This window comes from Aeromonas sp. PI_26, from assembly GCF_027854445.1.
Lineage (GTDB): Bacteria > Pseudomonadota > Gammaproteobacteria > Enterobacterales > Aeromonadaceae > Aeromonas > Aeromonas veronii.
In genome coordinates, this window is sequence record NZ_JAJNOE010000009.1 from 15,350 (window position 1) to 34,340 (window position 18,991).

The 18,991-nt window shown below is 61.2% G+C and carries 15 protein-coding genes; 9 read left to right on the plus strand and 6 right to left on the minus strand.

The window, feature by feature from the left end:
- Positions 1–68: 68 nt before the first annotated feature.
- The 6 genes from arcD to LRL22_RS11305 form a co-directional block, all read right to left on the minus strand.
- Entirely contained in the window at positions 69–1,505 is a 1,437-nt protein-coding gene (arcD, locus tag LRL22_RS11280; protein WP_005336921.1) for an arginine-ornithine antiporter, read from the minus strand.
- Between the two features lie 358 nt (positions 1,506–1,863).
- Positions 1,864–2,643, minus strand: coding sequence for an SDR family oxidoreductase (locus tag LRL22_RS11285; RefSeq protein ID WP_227273797.1), 780 nt, complete (start codon positions 2,641–2,643; stop codon positions 1,864–1,866).
- Positions 2,644–2,694: 51 nt separating this feature from the next.
- The gene (mmsB, locus tag LRL22_RS11290; protein ID WP_270905411.1) at positions 2,695–3,597 is read right to left on the minus strand and encodes a 3-hydroxyisobutyrate dehydrogenase; all 903 of its coding nucleotides are present in this window, start codon (positions 3,595–3,597) and stop codon (positions 2,695–2,697) included.
- A gap of 51 nt (positions 3,598–3,648) precedes the next feature.
- Positions 3,649–4,761, minus strand: coding sequence for an enoyl-CoA hydratase/isomerase family protein (locus tag LRL22_RS11295; protein ID WP_259583463.1), 1,113 nt, complete (start codon positions 4,759–4,761; stop codon positions 3,649–3,651).
- A gap of 18 nt (positions 4,762–4,779) precedes the next feature.
- Positions 4,780–5,562 carry an enoyl-CoA hydratase gene (locus tag LRL22_RS11300; protein ID WP_227273800.1) on the minus strand — a complete coding sequence of 261 codons (783 nt, stop codon included), beginning with the start codon at positions 5,560–5,562 and terminating at the stop codon, positions 4,780–4,782.
- Positions 5,563–5,696: 134 nt separating this feature from the next.
- Positions 5,697–6,854 carry an acyl-CoA dehydrogenase family protein gene (locus tag LRL22_RS11305; protein ID WP_270905412.1) on the minus strand — a complete coding sequence of 386 codons (1,158 nt, stop codon included), beginning with the start codon at positions 6,852–6,854 and terminating at the stop codon, positions 5,697–5,699.
- Between the two features lie 304 nt (positions 6,855–7,158).
- Here LRL22_RS11305 and LRL22_RS11310 point away from each other — a divergent pair, with 304 nt between their 5' ends.
- The 9 genes from LRL22_RS11310 (at position 7,159) to LRL22_RS11350 (ending at position 18,783) form a co-directional block, all read left to right on the plus strand.
- A complete protein-coding gene (locus LRL22_RS11310) occupies positions 7,159–8,301 on the plus strand; it encodes an isovaleryl-CoA dehydrogenase (protein WP_270905413.1) in 1,143 nt (380 codons plus the stop codon).
- A complete protein-coding gene (locus LRL22_RS11315; RefSeq protein WP_270905414.1) occupies positions 8,298–9,899 on the plus strand; it encodes a carboxyl transferase domain-containing protein in 1,602 nt (533 codons plus the stop codon). The genes LRL22_RS11310 and LRL22_RS11315 overlap by 4 nt, the downstream gene beginning before the upstream one ends.
- Positions 9,900–9,910: 11 nt before the next feature.
- Positions 9,911–10,765, plus strand: coding sequence for an enoyl-CoA hydratase-related protein (locus LRL22_RS11320; protein ID WP_270905415.1), 855 nt, complete (start codon positions 9,911–9,913; stop codon positions 10,763–10,765).
- The gene (locus LRL22_RS11325; RefSeq protein ID WP_270905416.1) at positions 10,762–12,732 is read left to right on the plus strand and encodes an acetyl/propionyl/methylcrotonyl-CoA carboxylase subunit alpha; all 1,971 of its coding nucleotides are present in this window, start codon (positions 10,762–10,764) and stop codon (positions 12,730–12,732) included. The genes LRL22_RS11320 and LRL22_RS11325 overlap by 4 nt, the downstream gene beginning before the upstream one ends.
- Positions 12,729–13,697 (plus strand): hydroxymethylglutaryl-CoA lyase, encoded by a 969-nt coding sequence (locus tag LRL22_RS11330; RefSeq protein WP_270905417.1) that lies wholly within the window; start codon positions 12,729–12,731, stop codon positions 13,695–13,697. Before LRL22_RS11325 ends, LRL22_RS11330 begins: the two co-directional genes overlap by 4 nt.
- Positions 13,698–13,699: 2 nt before the next feature.
- The gene (locus LRL22_RS11335) at positions 13,700–14,110 is read left to right on the plus strand and encodes a MerR family transcriptional regulator (protein WP_047436889.1); all 411 of its coding nucleotides are present in this window, start codon (positions 13,700–13,702) and stop codon (positions 14,108–14,110) included.
- 36 nt (positions 14,111–14,146) lie between these two features.
- Positions 14,147–14,908, plus strand: coding sequence for a substrate-binding periplasmic protein (locus LRL22_RS11340; protein ID WP_139748172.1), 762 nt, complete (start codon positions 14,147–14,149; stop codon positions 14,906–14,908).
- Between the two features lie 52 nt (positions 14,909–14,960).
- A complete protein-coding gene (locus LRL22_RS11345) occupies positions 14,961–17,963 on the plus strand; it encodes a DUF748 domain-containing protein (protein WP_270905418.1) in 3,003 nt (1,000 codons plus the stop codon).
- A 223-nt stretch (positions 17,964–18,186) separates the two neighbouring features.
- Positions 18,187–18,783, plus strand: coding sequence for an acetate uptake transporter (locus LRL22_RS11350; RefSeq protein ID WP_005336948.1), 597 nt, complete (start codon positions 18,187–18,189; stop codon positions 18,781–18,783).
- The last annotated feature ends 208 nt before the right edge of the window (positions 18,784–18,991 follow it).

The following is an 18,991-nucleotide window of genomic DNA, read 5'->3' on the forward strand; positions in this document are numbered from 1 at the left end:
CCGGACGACACTGGATATCAGCATGAAAAAAAAGAGATGGCGCGAGGGCCATCTCTTCATTGTGCCGGTTAGTGCAGTGGAATGGTACCGTCCATCACCTTGTAGAAGGCCAGCACGGCACAGCCAAGCAGGGCCGCCGTCATTCCCTGCTCCAATCGGTTAAGGCCGCGCAGACCGTGATGCTGACGCGCCTTCCAGTAGATGAAGATGCCCGGACTATAGAGCAGCGCCACCAGCAACAGGTACTCCACACCGGCAGCGTAGACCAGCCAGCAGCCGTAAACCGTCGCCACCAGGGCCAGCAGCAGGTCACGCTTGCGCTGATGGGGTTGCCCCTGATAGGTCTCCCCTTTCAATGCCAGCTTCAGGCCATAGGCACCGGAGAAAACGTAGGGCACCAGCGCCGCCGAGGTTGCGATGTTGACCAGCGCCAGATAGGTGCTGCTCTGGAAGTAGATGATGATCAGGAAGATCTGCACCAGACAGGTGGAGCACCAGAGCGACACCTGCGGCGAGCCGTTCTTGTTCTCCTTGGCAAACCAGCCCGGGAAGACGCCGGTCTTGCCTGCGATGTAGGGCACTTCAGCGGCCAGCACGGTCCAGCTGAGCAGAGCACCCATCACCGACACCACCAGACCGATGTTGATAAGCCAGGCGCCCCAGGGGCCGACCACGGCTTCGAGGATCATGGCGGTCGAAGGGTTCTTGAGCGCCGCCAGTTGCGGCTGGCTCATGACACCTAGCGAGAACAGGGTCACCATCACATAGAGTGTCAGGGCGCCGAGCAGCGCCAGCACGGTCGCGCGGCCCACATCCTTGCGATGACGGGCACGGGCAGAGACCACCACGGCCCCTTCAATCCCGATAAAGACCCAGAGGGTCACCTTCATGGTGGACTTGACCTGATCCATCACGGAGCCCAGCTCCATGTTGTTCTGGCCCCAGATATCCAGAGTGAAGGTATCCATGTTGAAGGCCAGCAGGATCGCAACACAGAAGACGATGAGCGGCACCATCTTGGCGATGGTAGTGACGATATTCACCAGTGCAGCAACCTGTACCCCGCGCAGCACCAGCGCATGCACCGACCAGATCAGGATGGAGGCCAGCGTGATGGCCACCGGCGTATTGCCGTCACCGAAGATGACGTTGTCAGGCGTATCGAAGAAGTAGCTCAGGGCGCTAAACACTACGATGGCGTAGGAGACGTTGGCCAGCAGTTGGCAGAGCCAGTAACCCCAGGCGGCGTTGAAACCGATGAAATCGCCGAAACCGGCCTTGGCATAGCTGAAGATACCGCCATCGAGATCAGGGCGGCGCATGGAGAGGTTCTGATAGACCAGCGCGAGACAGATCATGCCAAGACCGGTGATGGCCCAACCCAGGGCGACCGCCCCGGCACTGGCATGCGCAGCAATGTTTTGTGGCAGACTGAAGACCCCGGCGCCGACCATGGAGCCGATCACCAGCGAAATGAGGGCGCCCAGCCCTAGTTTCTTGTCCATTTCAATCCTGTTTATTTAGGCGGCGGCAGAGCGTCCGTATTCATACTGCGCGCAATATGGGAGGGGCTGGGAATCCTGACCCCGTGAAAAAGGCGGCAACTATATTGCATGACTATTCCGACCGCAATCCCTCGTCCCGTCAATCATGCACCGCCTTGACCGCGCGCAATTTTACAGCACTGACCCATATGGCCTGTGAGCTGGCTCAAATTAACCAAGACCCATTGATATTTCTCATTTTTCTGCCAACACAACCTGACTCGCATGGTTCCTATGCATCGCCATTCAGGCACTCTCTGTATAAATAATCTGCATAAAAAAGCCCCGGTGGAAACACCGGGGCCCATTATGTAAATCCCTATAAACGCAAACCGCCATCCAGTTCTATCATCCTTCCCGACAGATAGTCGTTGGCAAAAATAAAGCTCACCGTCTCGGCCAGCTGCTGCGCCTCGCCAAGGGTGCCGACCGGAATAGCCTGCTGCATCCGCGCCATCGCCTCCGGCTTCATCGCCGCCGTCATGTCGGTGGCAAACACCCCGGGGGCAATCCCCATCACCCGAATGCCATGGCGCGCCAACTCCCGCGCCCAGGTCACCACCAGCGAGGCAACCCCTGCCTTGCTGGCGGCATAGTTGCTCTGGCCAATATTGCCGGCGCGGGCGATGGAAGAGATGTTGATGATAACGCCCCCCTGCCCCCCTTGCGCCATCAGCGCCGCCCCTTCGCGCCCGCAGAGGAAGGTACCGGTGAGGTTGACGTCAATCACGCTCTGCCACTGGGCCAGCGTCATCTTCTCCACCAGCTCACCCTCTTTCACCTTGATCAGCATGCCATCGCGCAAAATACCGGCGCAGTTGATAAGACCGTGCAGCACGCCAAAACGCTCCTTGATGCCAGCAAAAATCGACTCAACCTCGGCTTCGCTCGCCACATTGCAGACAAACAGCTCGCACTGGCTATCTTGATCGCACTGATCATTCTGACTGCGCACCAGGGCTGCGGTCGCCTCCAGATCGGCGCGATTGATGTCGAGCAGCGCCAGCGTCGCCCCCTGTGCGCTCAGGGCCAGCGCAATGGCCCGTCCCAAGCCACGTCCGGCACCGGTAATAACGATGACCTTATCTTTGATATCCATCAATGCTCCTTGTAGCTGGTCGAGGGGAGATGCCTTGAAGAGAGGTGCCCGTCAGGCGGGATCCTGTTTATCCAGATAGAGTTCGACGATGCTGGAGAAATCGCGGCTCCCCTGCCCCTGGGCGGCATGCAGGTTGAACAGGTTACGTGCGAGCGCCCCCATGGGCACCGTACTGTGGCCATGCTCGGCCAGCGCCATGGCCAGCCCCAAATCTTTCACCATCAGGCGGGTCATAAAGCCCCCCTGATAGTTGCGGGCGGCAGGGACATTCTCCATCACCCCGGGCCAGGGGTTGTAGCGCTCCAGACTCCAGTTGTTGCCGGAGCTCTTGCCCATGATGGTGGAGAGCACGGCGGGATCCAGCCCCTCCTTCACCCCGAGGGCCAGCGCCTCGGCAGTGCCCGCCATATGGATCGCAAGCAGCATGTTGTTGCACATCTTGGCGATCTGCCCGGCGCCCAGCGTCCCGGCGTGAAACAGGTTCTGCCCCATGCAGGCGAGCAAGGGTTTTGCCGCCTCGAAATCTGCCGCGGCGCCGCCAACGATAAAGGTGAGCGTCCCGGCGGCCGCACCGGCGACACCGCCCGAGACAGGGGCATCAATAAAGCGCAAACCGCGTGCGCGGGCCGCCTCCCCGACCTGACGGGCAGAGTCGACATCGATAGTGGAGCAGTCGATCACCAGTGCACCAACCGGCAGGGCTGCCAGCAGATCCTGCCCCTCAGACAACCAAAGGTCGCGAACATGTTCCCCCGCAGGCAACATGCTGATCACCACCTCGCAGCCAGTCACCGCCTCACGGGCATCCCCCGTGGCGATGCAGCCAGCGGCGATGGCGCGCTCAATGTTTTGGGCAACCAGATCAAACACCTGCACCCTGTGCCCGGCCCTGGCCAGATTTGCCGCCATGGGCCCCCCCATGTTGCCGAGCCCGATAAACCCGATCCTTGTCATCCCGCTTGCTCCTTGCGTTGCTGATGGCGGCGTCCGCCGGTTGCCAAGATGTTATTCCTTGCAGGCCAACGGATTGCGCCCCTGCGGCCAGCGATAGAACTCGTCCAGCCACTTCCCCTCCGGTGGCCACTGTTGCCAGCGGGGATCTTTATCCTTGTCGATCAGCAGTGCCCGTACCCCTTCCACAAAATCCCCCTTCAGCACGCAGTTGACCGAGAGGGTCAGCTCCTCGGCAAATACTTCGGCCAGGGAGTTGCGGCGAGCCTGCCAATATTGGCGCCACAAAATGGCGCGGCTGATGGGGCTGCCGGTGCGGCAAATCTGCTGCGCCTGCTGGAGCACAGCTTCATGTTCATCGAACTGGGCATCGAACAGCCGCGCCAATACCCCTTGCAACGTGCGCCCCGCCAGCAGGGTATCGATCCTCTGTTGATGGGGTAACAGCACAGACGCAGGCAAGCGGGCCGCCACCTCACCATGTAACCCTCTGAACAGCAGATCGATCTGCTCACGGGGATCACCACTGCCAGTCCAGTCGAGTACGGCGAGGTGTGACAGCAGCGCACTGCGCTCGCCACTGGCGATGGCGTGATCCGCCAGCCCAAGACCGATGGCATCACTCCCGTTGAAGCGGGCGCCAGTCAGACCGAGCCAGAGCCCGAGTCGCCCCGGCATCCGGCTTAAAAACCAGCTTGCCCCCACGTCGGGGTAGAGGCCGATGGTCACCTCCGGCATGGCGAACAGGCTTCTTTCGGTCACCACCCGAAAATCGGCTCCGGCAAACAGGCCAATGCCGCCCCCCATGCAGATACCGTCCGCCACGCAGATCAGGGGCTTGCGGTAAGAGTGGATGTGGTGGTCGAGCCGGTACTCCTGCTCGAAAAAGTCGCGGGCATATTCGAACAGTTCCGATCCGCTTGCCTCCTGTTTGCGGTAATAGAAGGAGCGGATATCGCCACCGGCACAAAATGCCTTCTCACCCGCCCCCTGCAACAGCACACAGACGATGGCGGGATCCTGCTCCCAACGGGTCAGCGTCTGTTGCAGGATCTGGATCATCGGCAGGCTCAATGCGTTGAGAGACGCCGGGCTGTCGAGGGTCAACACCCCGATCTGATGACCATCTTCGGTGGGATAACAGCTAACCTTGACCGGCTCACTCATAAACGGCTCCGTATGGATTTATTTTGTTGGGCCATATTGCCAGCGCGGTAAGCGTTTCTCCAGGAAGGCGGCCACCCCTTCACGCTGATTGGCATCGCTAAAGAGATCGAGAAACAGCGACCGCTCAAGGGGCAAGGCGGCATCCCGCGGACCACTGCGGCCCTGATTGATCAGGGTTTTGCAGGCGCGCAGGGCGATCGGGCTCTGGCGCTCCACCAGATGGGCCATCTGGTGCGCCGCCTCCCACGCCTGACCGGTTTTCACCACCTCCTCCACCAGCCCCATCTCGTAGGCCAGCGAGGCACTCACCTTCTCACCGCAGAGGATCATCCGCTTGGCCCAGCCCGGCCCCACCAGCTCGGTCAGGCGCTGGGTGCCACCGGCACAGGGAAGCAAGCCCACCGAGGCTTCCGGCAGTCCCAGCAACGCCTGCTGCTCGGCGATACGGATATCACAGGCCAGCGCCACTTCCAGGCCGCCGCCCATGGCATAACCATTGATGGCGGCGATACTGACGCCATGAAAACGGGCCAGCGCCTCGAAGGCCTTACCAAAGGCCTCGGCTACTTCGCGGGCCAGCTCGACATTCCCCTCGACAAACATATTGAGGTCGGCACCGGCGCAGAAAAATTTGTCGCCCGCACCACGGATCACCAGTGCCACCACATCGGGACGACTGTCGAGCTCCACCATCATCTGCAAAAAGGCCTGCAGGCTGGCGAGGGTCCAGGTGTTGGCAGGGGGATGGTCGAGGGTGATATAGGCCACGTGGCCATGATATTCGAGTCTGATCCTTGTCATAACATTGTCCTTGTCGATGAAGCTGCCGCCATGATGACAGGCTTGAGTGACACCAACCTGTGGCTGGCTCACAAAGCCGAAACCGGCATGGTGCAATCGGGTGGCAGGCAACACACCCTTGATGCGACCACCGGTTAGCCCAGCGACAAACCGGGATCGGCCAGCATGCGGCGCGCGATGATGAGTCGCATCACCTCGTTGGTGCCCTCCAGAATGCGGTGTACCCGGGTATCGCGCAGATAGCGCTCGAGCGGATACTCGCGGATATAACCATAGCCGCCAAAGAGTTGCAGAGCCTCATCACAAATTCGATAACCCACATCGGTAGCATAACGCTTGGCCATGGCGCACCAGGCACTCTTGTCCGGTGCCCCGCGATCCAGCTTGTCGGCGGCCTGACGCACCAACAAACGGGCGGCAGCCAGCTCGGTCGCCATATCGGCCAGGCGAAACTGCACGCTCTGGAATTCGCTGATCGGGTGACCAAATTGCTGGCGCTGCTGCACATAGGCCATCGCATCGTCCAGCGCCTGCTGGGCGGTGCCCACCGAACAGGTGGCAATATTGATGCGCCCACCATCGAGGGCCTGCATGGCGAACTTGAACCCTTCCCCCTCTTCGCCCAACCGATAGCAGGCAGGAATGCGAACCCCATTAAAGACAACCTCCCGGGTCGGCTGGCTGTTCCAGCCCATCTTCTCTTCTGCCTTGCCATAGCTCACGCCGGGGGCATTAGCCGGCACCATAAAGGCAGAGATCCCCTTCGCACCTTCACCACCGGTACGGGCCATCACCACCAGCACATCGCTGCTGCCTGCTCCCGAGATAAAGACCTTGGTTCCCTCGATGAGGTAGCTGTCACCCTCGCGCACCGCCCGAGTCTTGAGTGCCGCAGCATCGGAACCCGCCCCCGGCTCGGTGAGGCAATAGGAGCCCAGCAGCTCGCCGCTGGCCAGTTTGGGCACCCACTCCTTGGCAACCTCGGTGGGCAACCAGCTGCCCAGCATCCAGCTCACCATGTTGTGGATAGTCAGATACGCCGTGGTCGAGGTACAGCCCATGGCGAGGCGTTCGAAGATGAGGCTCGCATCGAGGCGCGGCAGCCCCAATCCGCCAAACGGCTCCGGCGTATAGAGACCGCAAAACCCGAGCTCTGCCGCCTGCTTGATGGTCGGGATCGGAAACTCATGCTCCTTGTCCCAGCGCGCGGCATGGGGTTTGAGCGCCTCATCGGCAAAGGCGGCGGCCGCCTCCACATACGCCTGTTGATCATCGGTCAGGGTAAAATCCATCTTGTCGCTCGCTCCCTTGTTGCCCCGCGCTTACTTTACCGCGTTAGCGCTTTATGACGCGGCGCCCACACACTGGTCATTCGGATCTGCCACTATGGCGCTGTTGTCGTGGTAGCTGCTGACTCTTTCACTACCACCGCTTTATCGACACACAATAGATTAACAATTGATTTACGTTTACGCTAACGTAAACTTGTGGCAGAAGTGAAGTACAAAATGGACCGACCACTGCCAGCCGTAACGCCGAGTCAGCCGGTCGAACCAACCTTCCAAACCGACTGTCATATCCGCAAGGAGAGCATGGATGCAGATGGATGAGACCCTGAATGCCCTGGCCGAACAGGTTGCGGCTTTCTGCCAGAAAGTGATTGCCCCGCGCGCCAGCGAGATCGATCAGAGCAACACCTTCCCCCGTGATCTCTGGCCCCGGATGGGTGAGCTGGGGCTGCACGGCATCACAGTGGCGGAGGAGTATGACGGGGTGAACCTCGGCTATCTGGCCCACGTGCTGGTGATGGAACAGGTGAGCCGCGCCAGCGCCTCGGTCGGCCTCTCCTACGGCGCCCACTCCAATCTCTGCATCAACCAGATCCATCGCCACGGCACGGCGGAGCAGAAAGCGCGCTACCTCCCCCCGCTGGTGAGCGGCGAGCATGTGGGGGCGCTGGCCATGAGCGAGCCGGGCGCCGGTTCAGATGTGGTCAGCATGCGCCTGACCGCGGAGCGCGAGGGCGATCACTTCGTGCTCAACGGCAACAAGATGTGGATCACCAACGGACCCGATGCCGACACCTTCGTCATCTATGCCAAGACAGATACCAGTGCGGGCCCCAAAGGAATTTCTGCCTTTATCGTTGAAGCCGGCACTCCCGGTTTTTCTACCGCCCAGAAGCTCGACAAGCTGGGGATGCGCGGCTCCAGCACTTGCGAGCTGGTGTTCGACAACTGCCGAGTGCCGCAGGAAAACCTGCTGGGCACCCTGCACGGCGGGGTCAAGGTGCTGATGAGCGGGCTCGATTACGAGCGGGTGGTGCTGGCTGCGGGCCCCCTTGGCATCATGCAGGCCTGCATGGATGTAGTGCTGCCCTATGTGCGTGAGCGCAAGCAGTTTGGTCAAGCCATCGGCGAGTTCCAGCTGGTGCAGGGCAAGCTCGCCGACATGTATACCCGCTTCGCCAGCAGCCGGGCGCTGGTCTACTCGGTGGCGAGCGCCTGCGATCAGGGGCGCACCAGCCGTAAAGATTGCGCCGCAGCCATCCTGTTTGCCGCCGAAAACGCCACCCAGATGGCCCTCGACGCTATCCAGCTGCTCGGCGGCAACGGTTACATCAACGAATACCCCACTGGCCGCCTGCTGCGGGACGCCAAACTCTACGAGATCGGCGCCGGCACCTCGGAGATCCGCCGCTGGCTCATCGGCCGCGAGCTGATGGGAGAAAATGCATGAGTCGTATCCACTCCCGCCTCGACACGGCGAGCCCGGAATATGCGGCCAATCGGACCGCCATGCAGGGGCTAGTCGACGATCTCCATATTCGCATTGCCGAGATCGCGCTAGGGGGCGGCGCGGCCAACAACGCCCGCCATCTGGCCCGTGGCAAGCTGCTGCCCCGCGAGCGCATCAATCAGCTGCTGGACCCGGGCTCCCCGTTTCTCGAACTCTCGGCGCTGGCTGGCTGGCAGGTCTATGACGAGCCGGTCCCCGCCGCCGGTATCATCACCGGCATCGGTCGGGTCTCGGGCCGGCTCTGCATGCTGGTGGTGAACGACGCCACAGTGAAAGGCGGCACCTACTACCCGCTCACGGTGAAAAAACACCTGCGCGCCCAGGCCATCGCCGAGCGGCTGCGCCTCCCCTGCCTATATCTGGTGGATTCCGGCGGCGCCTTCTTGCCGATGCAGGACGAGGTGTTCCCCGACCGGGATCACTTTGGCCGCATCTTCTACAACCAGGCCCGCATGTCGGCCCAAAACATCCCTCAACTGGCAGTGGTGATGGGGCTCTGTACTGCAGGCGGCGCCTACGTCCCCGCAATGGCTGATGAATCCATCATGGTCAGGGAGCAGGCCACCATCTTTCTGGCCGGCCCACCGCTGGTCAAGGCCGCCACTGGCGAGGAGATCAGCGCTGAGGCCCTGGGCGGCGCCGAGGTACACTGCGCCCACTCCGGCGTTGCTGATCATATGGCCCGTGACGATGCCCATGCGCTGGCCATCGCCCGCACGCTGGTTACTCATCTGGGTAACGAGCCGATAGAGAGCAGCCCCGACTACGACCCCCCCTGCTACCCGATCGAGGAGCTCTACGGTCTGGTGGGCACCAGCCTCAAACGCCCTTACGATGCCCGCGAACTGATTGCACGACTGGTGGATGGCTCTGATTTTGACGAATTCAAGGCGCTGTTCGGCACCACTCTGGTGACCGGCTTTGCCCGCATTTGCGGCATGGAGGTGGGGCTCCTCGCCAACAACGGCGTGCTGCACAGCGACAGCGCCCAGAAGGGGGCCCACTTTATCCAACTCTGTAACCGCCGTGCCATCCCGCTGCTCTTTTTGCAGAACATCACCGGCTTTATGGTGGGGAGTAGTGCAGAAAAGGAGGGGATCGCCAAGCACGGCGCCAAGCTGGTGACCGCAGTGGCCTGCAGCCGGGTGCCAAAGATCACCCTGATCGTCGGCGGCAGCTTTGGTGCCGGCAACTACGGCATGTGTGGCCGCGCCTATGAACCCGATTTTCTCTTTAGCTGGCCCAACAGCCGCATCTCTGTCATGGGTGGCGAACAAGCTGCCGGAGTGCTGGTGCAGGTGCGTCGGGACAAGCTGACTGCCGAGGGCAAAGATTTGAGCGAGCAGGAGGCGGCCGCCATCCGTGCCCCGGTGATCGAGCAGTATGAGCGACAGGGTCACCCCTACTACGCCAGCGCCCGCCTCTGGGATGACGGCGTCATTGACCCGGCCCAGAGTCGCACCGTGCTGGCGCTGGCGCTCGCCGCCTGTCAGGGGGCCCGCGCAGAACCCGAGCAGTACGGCATCTTCCGGATGTAAGGAGCAAAACGATGTCAGATCCACTTACTTCCTCAGCACTTGGCTCTTCAACACAGGGCCCGTTTCGGCTGGAGCGGCACGGCCCATTGGCCGAGCTGGTGCTGTCGCGCCCGGCCCGCCACAACGCCTTTGATGCCGACCTGATGCTGGGGCTGCTCGACTGCCTCGATGACCTGGCCCATCTCCATGGTCACTCACTTGCCGAACGCCCCCACGCTCTGCTGCTGCGGGCAGAGGGCAAACACTTTTGCGCGGGCGCCGATCTCAACTGGATGCGTAATCTGGCCCACGCCGATTTCGAGCACAATCGCGAAGATGCCCGGGTACTGGCGCGGCTGATGCAGACCCTCGATGAGCTCCCCTTCCCCACGGTGGCGCTGGTGCAAGGGGCCGCCTACGGCGGGGCGCTGGGGCTGATCTGTGCCTGCGATCTGGTGCTGGCCAGCGACGATGCCCGCTTTTGCCTCTCAGAGGTGAGCCTGGGTCTGGTGCCTGCGGTGATCAGCCCCTACGTGGTGCGCACTATGGGGATGCGTCAGGCGCGCCGCTACATGCTCAGTGCCGAGCCGTTCGATGCCATCACCGCCTGTCGGCTCAATGTGGCACATCAACTCTGCAAGCCGGATCAACTGCTGGCGGAGGGACGGGCGCAGGCCCTTCGTCTGTGCCGCAACGGGCCGGAAGCGATGAAAGAGACCAAACGACTGCTGGCGGCGATAGAGGCCCATCCTTCCCGCCTGCACGAAGAGAAAACCGTCGAGACCATCGCCCGGGTTCGGGTGGGTCTCGAAGCACAGGAGGGGATGCAGGCCTTCTTCGACAAACGTCCTCCCGCCTGGCGTCCCCGTTTCAAGGATGAGACATGACCCATCACACTCAGATTAAACGCCTGCTGATCGCCAATCGAGGCGAAATTGCCGTGCGTATCATCAAGACGGCGAAACGCCTCGGCATCCACACCATCGCCCTCTACTCCGATGCCGACGCCCATGCCATGCATACCCGTCTGGCCGATGAGGCCTGGCATCTGGGGCCTGCTCCGGCCAGAGAGAGCTATCTCGACACCGGCAAGGTGCTGAAGATTGCCAAAGAGGCGCGCGCCGATGCCATCCATCCCGGTTACGGCTTTCTGTCGGAAAACAGCGACTTTGCCACCGCCTGCGAACAGCGCGGCCTGCGCTTTGTCGGCCCAAGCGGCGCCGCCATTCTCGCCATGGGCGACAAATCGGGCGCCAAGGCGCTGATGCAGGCCGCCGGCGTACCTGTGCTGCCCGGCTATCACGGCACGGATCAGCGACCGGACTTCTTGCGCGATCAGGCGAGCCAGATTGGCTTCCCGCTACTTATCAAAGCAGCCAGTGGCGGCGGTGGCAAGGGGATGCGCCGGGTCGATCAGCTGGCCGACTTTGATGAGTCGCTGGCGGCAGTCAAACGGGAAGCCAAGGCCGCCTTTGGCGACGATCTGGTGCTGCTGGAGCGCTATCTGCCCCAGGCTCGCCATGTTGAGGTGCAGGTCTTTGCCGATAGCCTCGGCAACGCCATCTATCTGGGAGACAGGGACTGCTCCTTGCAGCGACGCCATCAGAAAGTGATCGAAGAGGCGCCCGCCCCCGACATCCCTCCGGCTCTGCGCCGCGCCATGGGGAAGGCAGCCGTGGCCGCAGCCAAGGCCATCCATTATCAGGGGGCTGGCACCATCGAGTTCCTGCTCTGCAAGGATGAGTTCTTCTTTATGGAGATGAACACCCGGCTGCAGGTGGAGCATCCGGTCACCGAAGCGGTGACCGGGCAGGATCTGGTGGCCTGGCAACTGGCCGTGGCAGAAGGCAAGCCGCTGCCACTCACTCAGGAGGGAGTTGTGCTGCGCGGCCATGCGGTGGAAGCGCGCCTCTACGCCGAGGATGTGGCGGCCGGTTTTCTGCCTGCCAGCGGGCCTATCCACTGGCTCCACTGGCCCGTTGGCGTGCGCATCGACACCGGCGTCACCGCTGGCGATGAGGTGAGCCCCTATTACGATCCCATGATCGCCAAGCTGATCGCCCACGGCCAGAGTCGCGCCGAGGCGTTCGCCAAACTGGCCGATGCGCTGGCGGCGCTGGATCTCGGCCCGCTGATGCACAACGGCGCGCTCTTGCTGCGCCTGTGTGAAGAGCCTGACGTCCTGGCCATGAGCCACCATACCCAGTGGCCCATCCCCACTACAGCGCAACCCATTCCTGAACTCGCCTGGCCGCTGGCCACCCTCTGGCTGGCGAGCCGCCCTGCGGGCATCTCCCCCTGGCAGCAAGCCTGCGGATTTCGGCTGGGGCCGGATCGCTGCTGGACAGCGGCGGTGCGCATCGGTGATGAGCGCCGGGTATTGACCCTTCACGATCATGGCGGCCAGTTTGAGTGGCAAGGGGAGACTCATTGCTACCAGAGAGGTGACGATAATATCCGGCTGCAGCAGGGTGGCTGCTGGCAACAGATCCCCATTCAGACGGTCGAAGGCTCGGAGGCAACCTTCATCATGACCCTGGGGGGCCAGCGCATCCGCTTCGCGGCAGATGATCGGCAGCACAGCCACCACCATGAGCAGGCAAACGAGAAGGCGCAGGGCGCCATCGCGCCTATGCACGGCATAGTGGTAGCCGTGCTGATCGAGCAGGGGCAAACAGTCAGCAAGGGGCAACCCCTGCTGGTGCTGGAGGCGATGAAGATGGAACACCAGTTGCGTGCAGAGCGGGACGGGGTAATTGAAGCCCTGCAGTGCAAACAAGGCGAGCAGGTAAGCCAGGGAACCGTGCTGGTGCGCTTTGCCGAAGAGACTGCTTCACAGGAGGAACACCCATGAACCGATCACAGGACGTCCGTGACGACAGGGTCAGTTTGGTGGAGATGGGGCCGCGAGATGGCCTGCAAAATGAAGCTGCGCCCCTCTCCCTGGTACAGCGGCTGGAGCTGATCCAGCGCCTTACCGATAGCGGTCTGCTGCGCATCGAGGTTGGCGCCTTTGTATCGCCCAAAAGAGTGCCGCAGATGGCTGACTCCGCAGCGCTGTTCGAGGCACTGCCGCGCAAGGGCTCAACCCGTTACGGCGCTCTGGTGCCCAATCTGCAAGGCCTGCAGGCAGCCATTGCCGCCCGCGCCGATGAGATTGGCCTCTTCACCGCCTGCTCCGACGGTTTTACCCGCGCCAATATCGGCATCAGCGTGGAGGAGTCGCTGGTGCGCTTCGCCCCGCTGGTGCAGGAGGCGCGCCGCCTCGGCATCAAGGTGCGCGGCTACCTCTCCACCGTCATCGCCTGCCCGTTCGATGGCCCGACCCGCCCGAAACGGGTCGCTGCCATGGCCGAGCAACTGCTGGATCTCGGTTGCCACGAAATTTCGCTGGGGGACACCATCGGCGTCGGCACTCCGGGCACGGTGGCGCCCATGCTGGATGCGGTGCTGCACGAGATCCCGGCGGGTCGACTCGCGGTCCATTTTCACGACACCTACGGCCAGGGGTTGGCCAATCTGCTACCCGCGCTGGAGCGCGGCATTCGCACCATCGACTGCTCGGTGGCGGGGCTTGGCGGCTGCCCCTATGCGCCGGGCGCCTCCGGCAATGTGGCGTCAGAAGAGGTGGTCTACCTGCTGCACGGCCTTGGCATGACAACCGGGGTGGATCTCGACAAACTGGCGGCCACCGGCCAGTGGGTGAGCGAGCAGCTCGGCCGCGCCAACGGCTCGCGGGTCGGTCAGGCCTTGCACGCCAATGCCGAACGGCTGCGTGCCCGCCTCTGCCAGCCACACGCCCAGCAACAGGAGTCATGATCATGTCCCGTTCCCTGCCCGGCAAGGAGATCACCTACAGCATTTCGGAGCTGGCCCACGAGTTCGATGTCACGCCGCGCACCATCCGCTACTACGAGGATGAGGGGCTGCTCACCCCGCTACGGGAGGGGCAAACCCGCATCTACAGCCATCGAGACAAGATCCGGCTCAAATTGACCCTGCGCGGCAAACGGCTGGGGTTTAGCCTGGCCGAGATCCGCGAGCTGTTCGATATGTACGACACCGACAAATCGAGCAAAACCCAGCTCCACTCCATGATCCAGCTGATCGATGAAAAGCGCGACGCACTGCGCCAACAACTGGAGGATATCCAGATGGTGATGGCCGAGCTGGAAGCCGCCGAACAGCGCTGTGTTAATTCCCTTAACAGCTTGAAAACTGGCGCAGATTAACCGAATCTGGGAGCAAGCTATTGCCCTGGGGATCCCATGAGATATTGGTGCTGGTTTTTGCTCTTGTTCAGCCTCTCTGGCTGGAGCCATCCCTTCATCAAGGTTGGCGGATACCCCTATGCCCCCTTTGTGGTCAAACTCTCCGATTCACGCTATGAAGGGCTGACGCTGGACCTCATCGCCAAGCTAAACGAGATCCAGCAAGAGGTAAGATTCGTGTTTGTTCCCACCTCGGCCGCCAACCGTTACAAGGCGCTCGATCTGGGCCGTTTCTCGCTGATGCTGTTTGAAGACACCAAGTGGGGCTGGGACACCGATAAATTCAAAATGACAGCACCCTTCCTCGGTGGTGGCGAGGTCTATGTGGCCCTGAACAAAACGGGTCGGGATCAGCGCTTTTTCGATGACCCCTCTCGGCATCATCTTATCGGGGTGACCGGCTACCACTACGGCGTTGGCCAGTTCAATGCCGATCCTCTCTACCTGCAGCGCAAGCTCAATATCACCCTGGTCAAGGACAACGTCAGTGCCTTGCAAGCGCTACTCAAAGGGCGTGGCGAGATAGCCATTCTCAACGTTTCCTACCTTAACCAATATCTGCTTTCCCACCCCGACACCGCCGACCAGTTGCTGATCTCGCAGAAATGGGATCAACGATATCAACACCGCGCCATCCTTCACCCTGAGGCCCCCATTACCCCTGCCCAGCTGGAACAGTGGCTGGCAGCGCTGCAACAAAAGGGTGAACTGGATCGCCTTTGGACAAAGTACGGCGTACAACAGCACGCAACCCCATGATTACTATCCAGCTTTTCTGTACCATGGCGGGAACCAAATGGGAGTGCACCAAATGAACACCACCGAGCCCGCGTCCCCCAAGCTCCGCTTGCTGCGCTACCTTGCCTACGCTTTCCTGCTGTTTCTTATCCTGATCACTCTGCTGCTGTGGCAAACCCCCCGTCTAGTCCAGCGCTATCTGCCCGGCTGGCTGGCCGAGCACTATGGCCTGCAACTGACGCTGGGGGAGATTGACGTAGGAGTCCGCACCCCATCTCTCACCCTCGGCGCGACCGCCCTGCTCGATGCCAAACAGCAGCCTATCGTCCGTTTTGAGCAGCTCTTGATCACCCCCGACCTGCAAGCCAGCTGGCAGCAGAAAGGGGTCGTGCTTTCCACCGTCACCCTGACCAAACCCGCGGTGCTGCTGCAACGGCTGACAGATAAAAAAGGAGATGTTCGACTCAACCTGACCGATGCGCTTGCCACCCTGCTCGCCCCTGCGCCCTCCCCCGAGCCCGAAACAGCCAGCGCCCCGCTGCTGGTCGATATTGCCAGCGTCAATGTCACTGACGGGAATGTGCGCTATCAGGATCAGCGCAAGGAGAGTGAACCCGGCTGGTTGCCGCCCCTCAATCTGGAAAAAGTGACCCTCAAACTCGATAACCTGCGCACCGAGGCAAACCATCCGACCGCCTATCAACTGAACGCCGCCATCAACGGCAAAAGCAGCCTCGCCGCTCACGGCAAGCTCGATGTGATGAGCGGCATGGGTCAGGGTAAGGTGAGCCTCAAGCAGGTCGAGCTGAAACCCTTCGCCCCGCTCTGGGCACCCTATCTCAAGCTGGATCTGGCCAAGGGCCACGCCAATGCAGAGGTGGAGTACCAGCTTAAAGAGGGCAAGCAAGGAGTGCTGTGGCAATTGTCCAAAGGCAAGCTGACCCTGGACAACTGGCAGCTTAAAAAACACAAGGGCGACGAATTTGCCCGCTTCGGCCAGTTGGCCCTTAGCGAGCTGTCTGTCGATGGCCAGAAACAGTCGCTCCAGATCGGCAAGGTGACCCTGCAACAACCCCTGCTCAAGGCCACCCTCAACCCACAGCAGGAGCTGGATCTAGCTGACTTGCTGATTGAACAGGCCCCCGCCAAGCCCGTCAAAGGGGCCCACGCCGCAAACGAGGTGGCCAACAATGCGGCGCCCAAGTCGGCACAACAAGCAAAAACAGCCGGTAACGGCAAGAAACAAGGGGCAGACAAACCCTGGCAGTGGCAGATCAAGCAGATCACCATCGACAAGGGCGATCTCACTCTCACCGAATCGAGCAGCGGCAAACCGCAGGCACGCCAGCTCTCCGGTCTCAAGCTGGCGTTGGGGCCACTGGGCAGCAAGGGGGAGCAACCGAGCAAACTGACTCTGGCCACCCAGTTCAACCAGAGCGGCCCCCTCGCCTTTGATGGCCAACTGACCCTGACTCCTTTCACCTTAAGCGGCGACATCAACCAGCAGGGGCTACCCCTGACGCTGGCACAGCCCTATCTGGCCGATCTGGTACGCATCAAGGTGCAAAACGGGCTGCTGAGCAGCAAGACCCGCCTTGATCTCGCCACCACCGCCCAGGGAGATCTCAGCAAGCTGACCCTGCAGGGGGGGCTCGATGTCAACGGGCTCAAGGTGGTCGATCGGGCAGACAATCAGCGGCTGCTGGAGTTCAACACCCTGGCTCTCACCGGTCTGACGTACGACGGCATCAGCCAGCAGATGCGGATCAAGGACATTGCCCTGAACAAGCCCTTCGCCCGCATCGAGATCAACGAAGATGGCACCACCAACCTGCAACAACTGCTGCTGCCGCAGCCGGCGGCAGCCAAAAGTACTCAAGCGGCGGCAGGCAGCAAGGCTCCCGACTTTCGTTTCACCATTGATCAGCTGCGCACCGAGCAGGGCAACCTGCGCTTTGCCGACCGCAGTCTGAGTCAGGATTTTGTGGCCGATATCGCCTCGCTGGGCGGCCAAAGTCGCCATATCAGCAATATTCCGGGGCAACGCTCCGATCTCGCCTTCAACGGCAAGGTGGATCGCTATGCACCGGTGACCATTCGCGGCGGTACCAACCTGCTGGTGGCCAACCCGATCCTCGACATCGCGGTCGCTTTCCACAATCTGGAGCTCACCACCTTTACCCCCTATTCGGGCACCTATGCCGGTTATGCCATCGACAAGGGGCAGCTCTCCATGAAACTGCACTACAAACTGGAGGGCAACCGGCTGGAGGGGGATAACGACATCACCATCAAGAAGCTGCAACTGGGCGAGAAGATCAAGAGCGATCAGGCCAAGGATCTGCCGCTGGGGCTGGCCATCGCCCTGCTAAGCGATGCCAACGGGGTGATACAGATGAACCTCAAGGTGAAGGGGGATCTCGATCAACCGGACTTCAGCATCGGCAATATCTTCTGGGATGTGCTGGGCAACACCCTGAGCAAGGCGCTCACCTCCCCCTTCTCCCTGCTCGCCTCGCTGGCCGATGGCACCGAAGATCTCGACGAACTTCCCTTCCTGCCGGGGGATCCCGATCTCACCCCCACCCAGCAGGAGAAACTGGTCAAGCTGGCGCAGGCCCTCAAGGATAGACCCAAGCTCAGCATGAACATTCGCGGCAAGGTCAACTTCAACGAGGAGCGCCCCATCCTGCAACGGCAAAAGCTGGAGCGGGTACTGGCCAAGCTCACCGGCAATCAGGCGGATCTCGACCTGCTGGAACAGGACCCCGCCCTGCAAGAGGCGCTGGCCCAGGCCTATGAAGAGAGCTTTGGCGAAGATCTGGAAGATCTGGCCGATCGCCTCCATCTGGATGAAGAGAGCGCGGCACTGAGGGCCCAGGCGGTGATCCTGCTGCGGGATCAGCAGCTCATCACTGCCAAATCCCTGCGCAATCTCGCCATGCGCCGGGCGCAAAATACCAAGGAGTTTCTGGTCGACAGCCAGGGGATCGCCCCGGAGCGGCTGTTCGTGCTCGACAGCCAGGTCAAGGAAGAGGACAAGGAAGCCAAAGTGATCCTGACACTGGATCAGTAAGGCCGCCGCACTGCGCAAAAGCGTAAGAAAAATACAACCCTTCAACTATTTTGACACCTTTTGCTCACCAAACAGCCTGTCTTGGTGAGCATTTGGCCGCTGATACAAATAATCACGTAGTTTTTTTACGATTTATCCCCCTTGCCCCCTTGCGGGCGCGCCACAGCCTGCCTAAAATCGCGCGTCTTTTGTTAACCCCACCTCTATTTTTGGAGAACGCCACGTGAGCGAAAAATTGGCCAACCCTGCCCCTCTGGGTCTGATGGGTTTCGGTATGACCACCATCCTGCTGAACATCCATAACGCAGGTTTCTTCCCCATCAGCGCCATGATCCTGGCCATGGGCCTGTGCTACGGCGGCATCGCCCAGATCATCGCTGGCATCATGGAATACAAGCGTGGCAACACCTTCGGTGTGACCGCGTTCACCTCCTACGGCCTGTTCTGGCTGAGCCTGGTGTTCCTGCTGATCATGCCGACCATGGGTCTGGCCGAAGCCACTCCGCACGCCTACATGGGTTGGTATCTGCTGATGTGGGGCATGTTCACCCTGTTCATGCTGGTTGGCACCATCAACTACCCGCGCGCCAAGCAGTTCGTGTTCGCCTCCCTGACCGTGCTGTTCTTCCTGCTGGCCGCCCGTGACTTCACCGGCAGCACCCTGATCGGCACCATCGCCGGTTTCGAAGGCATCATCTGTGGCGCCAGCGCCATCTACTTGGCCATGGCCACCGTGATCAACGAGCAGTTCGGCCGCACCGTGATGCCGATCGGCGATCACAAGAAAGCCGCCGCCGTACAGCTGAAAGCCGCTGCCTGATAGGCAAGCCACTCAGATTGTGAAAAAGGCACCCTCGGGTGCCTTTTTGCTATTTCGCAAAGCTGACGTTCCTGCGCACACATCTTCCCTTTTCAGCCCTACATCCGGATATCCGTCTCTAGCTATTCGGCACTCCTGACACCCCCATTTGTGGATATATCCATCAACTAAATAAGGCTCTCACGGACCACCACAAGGGATGCAGTTT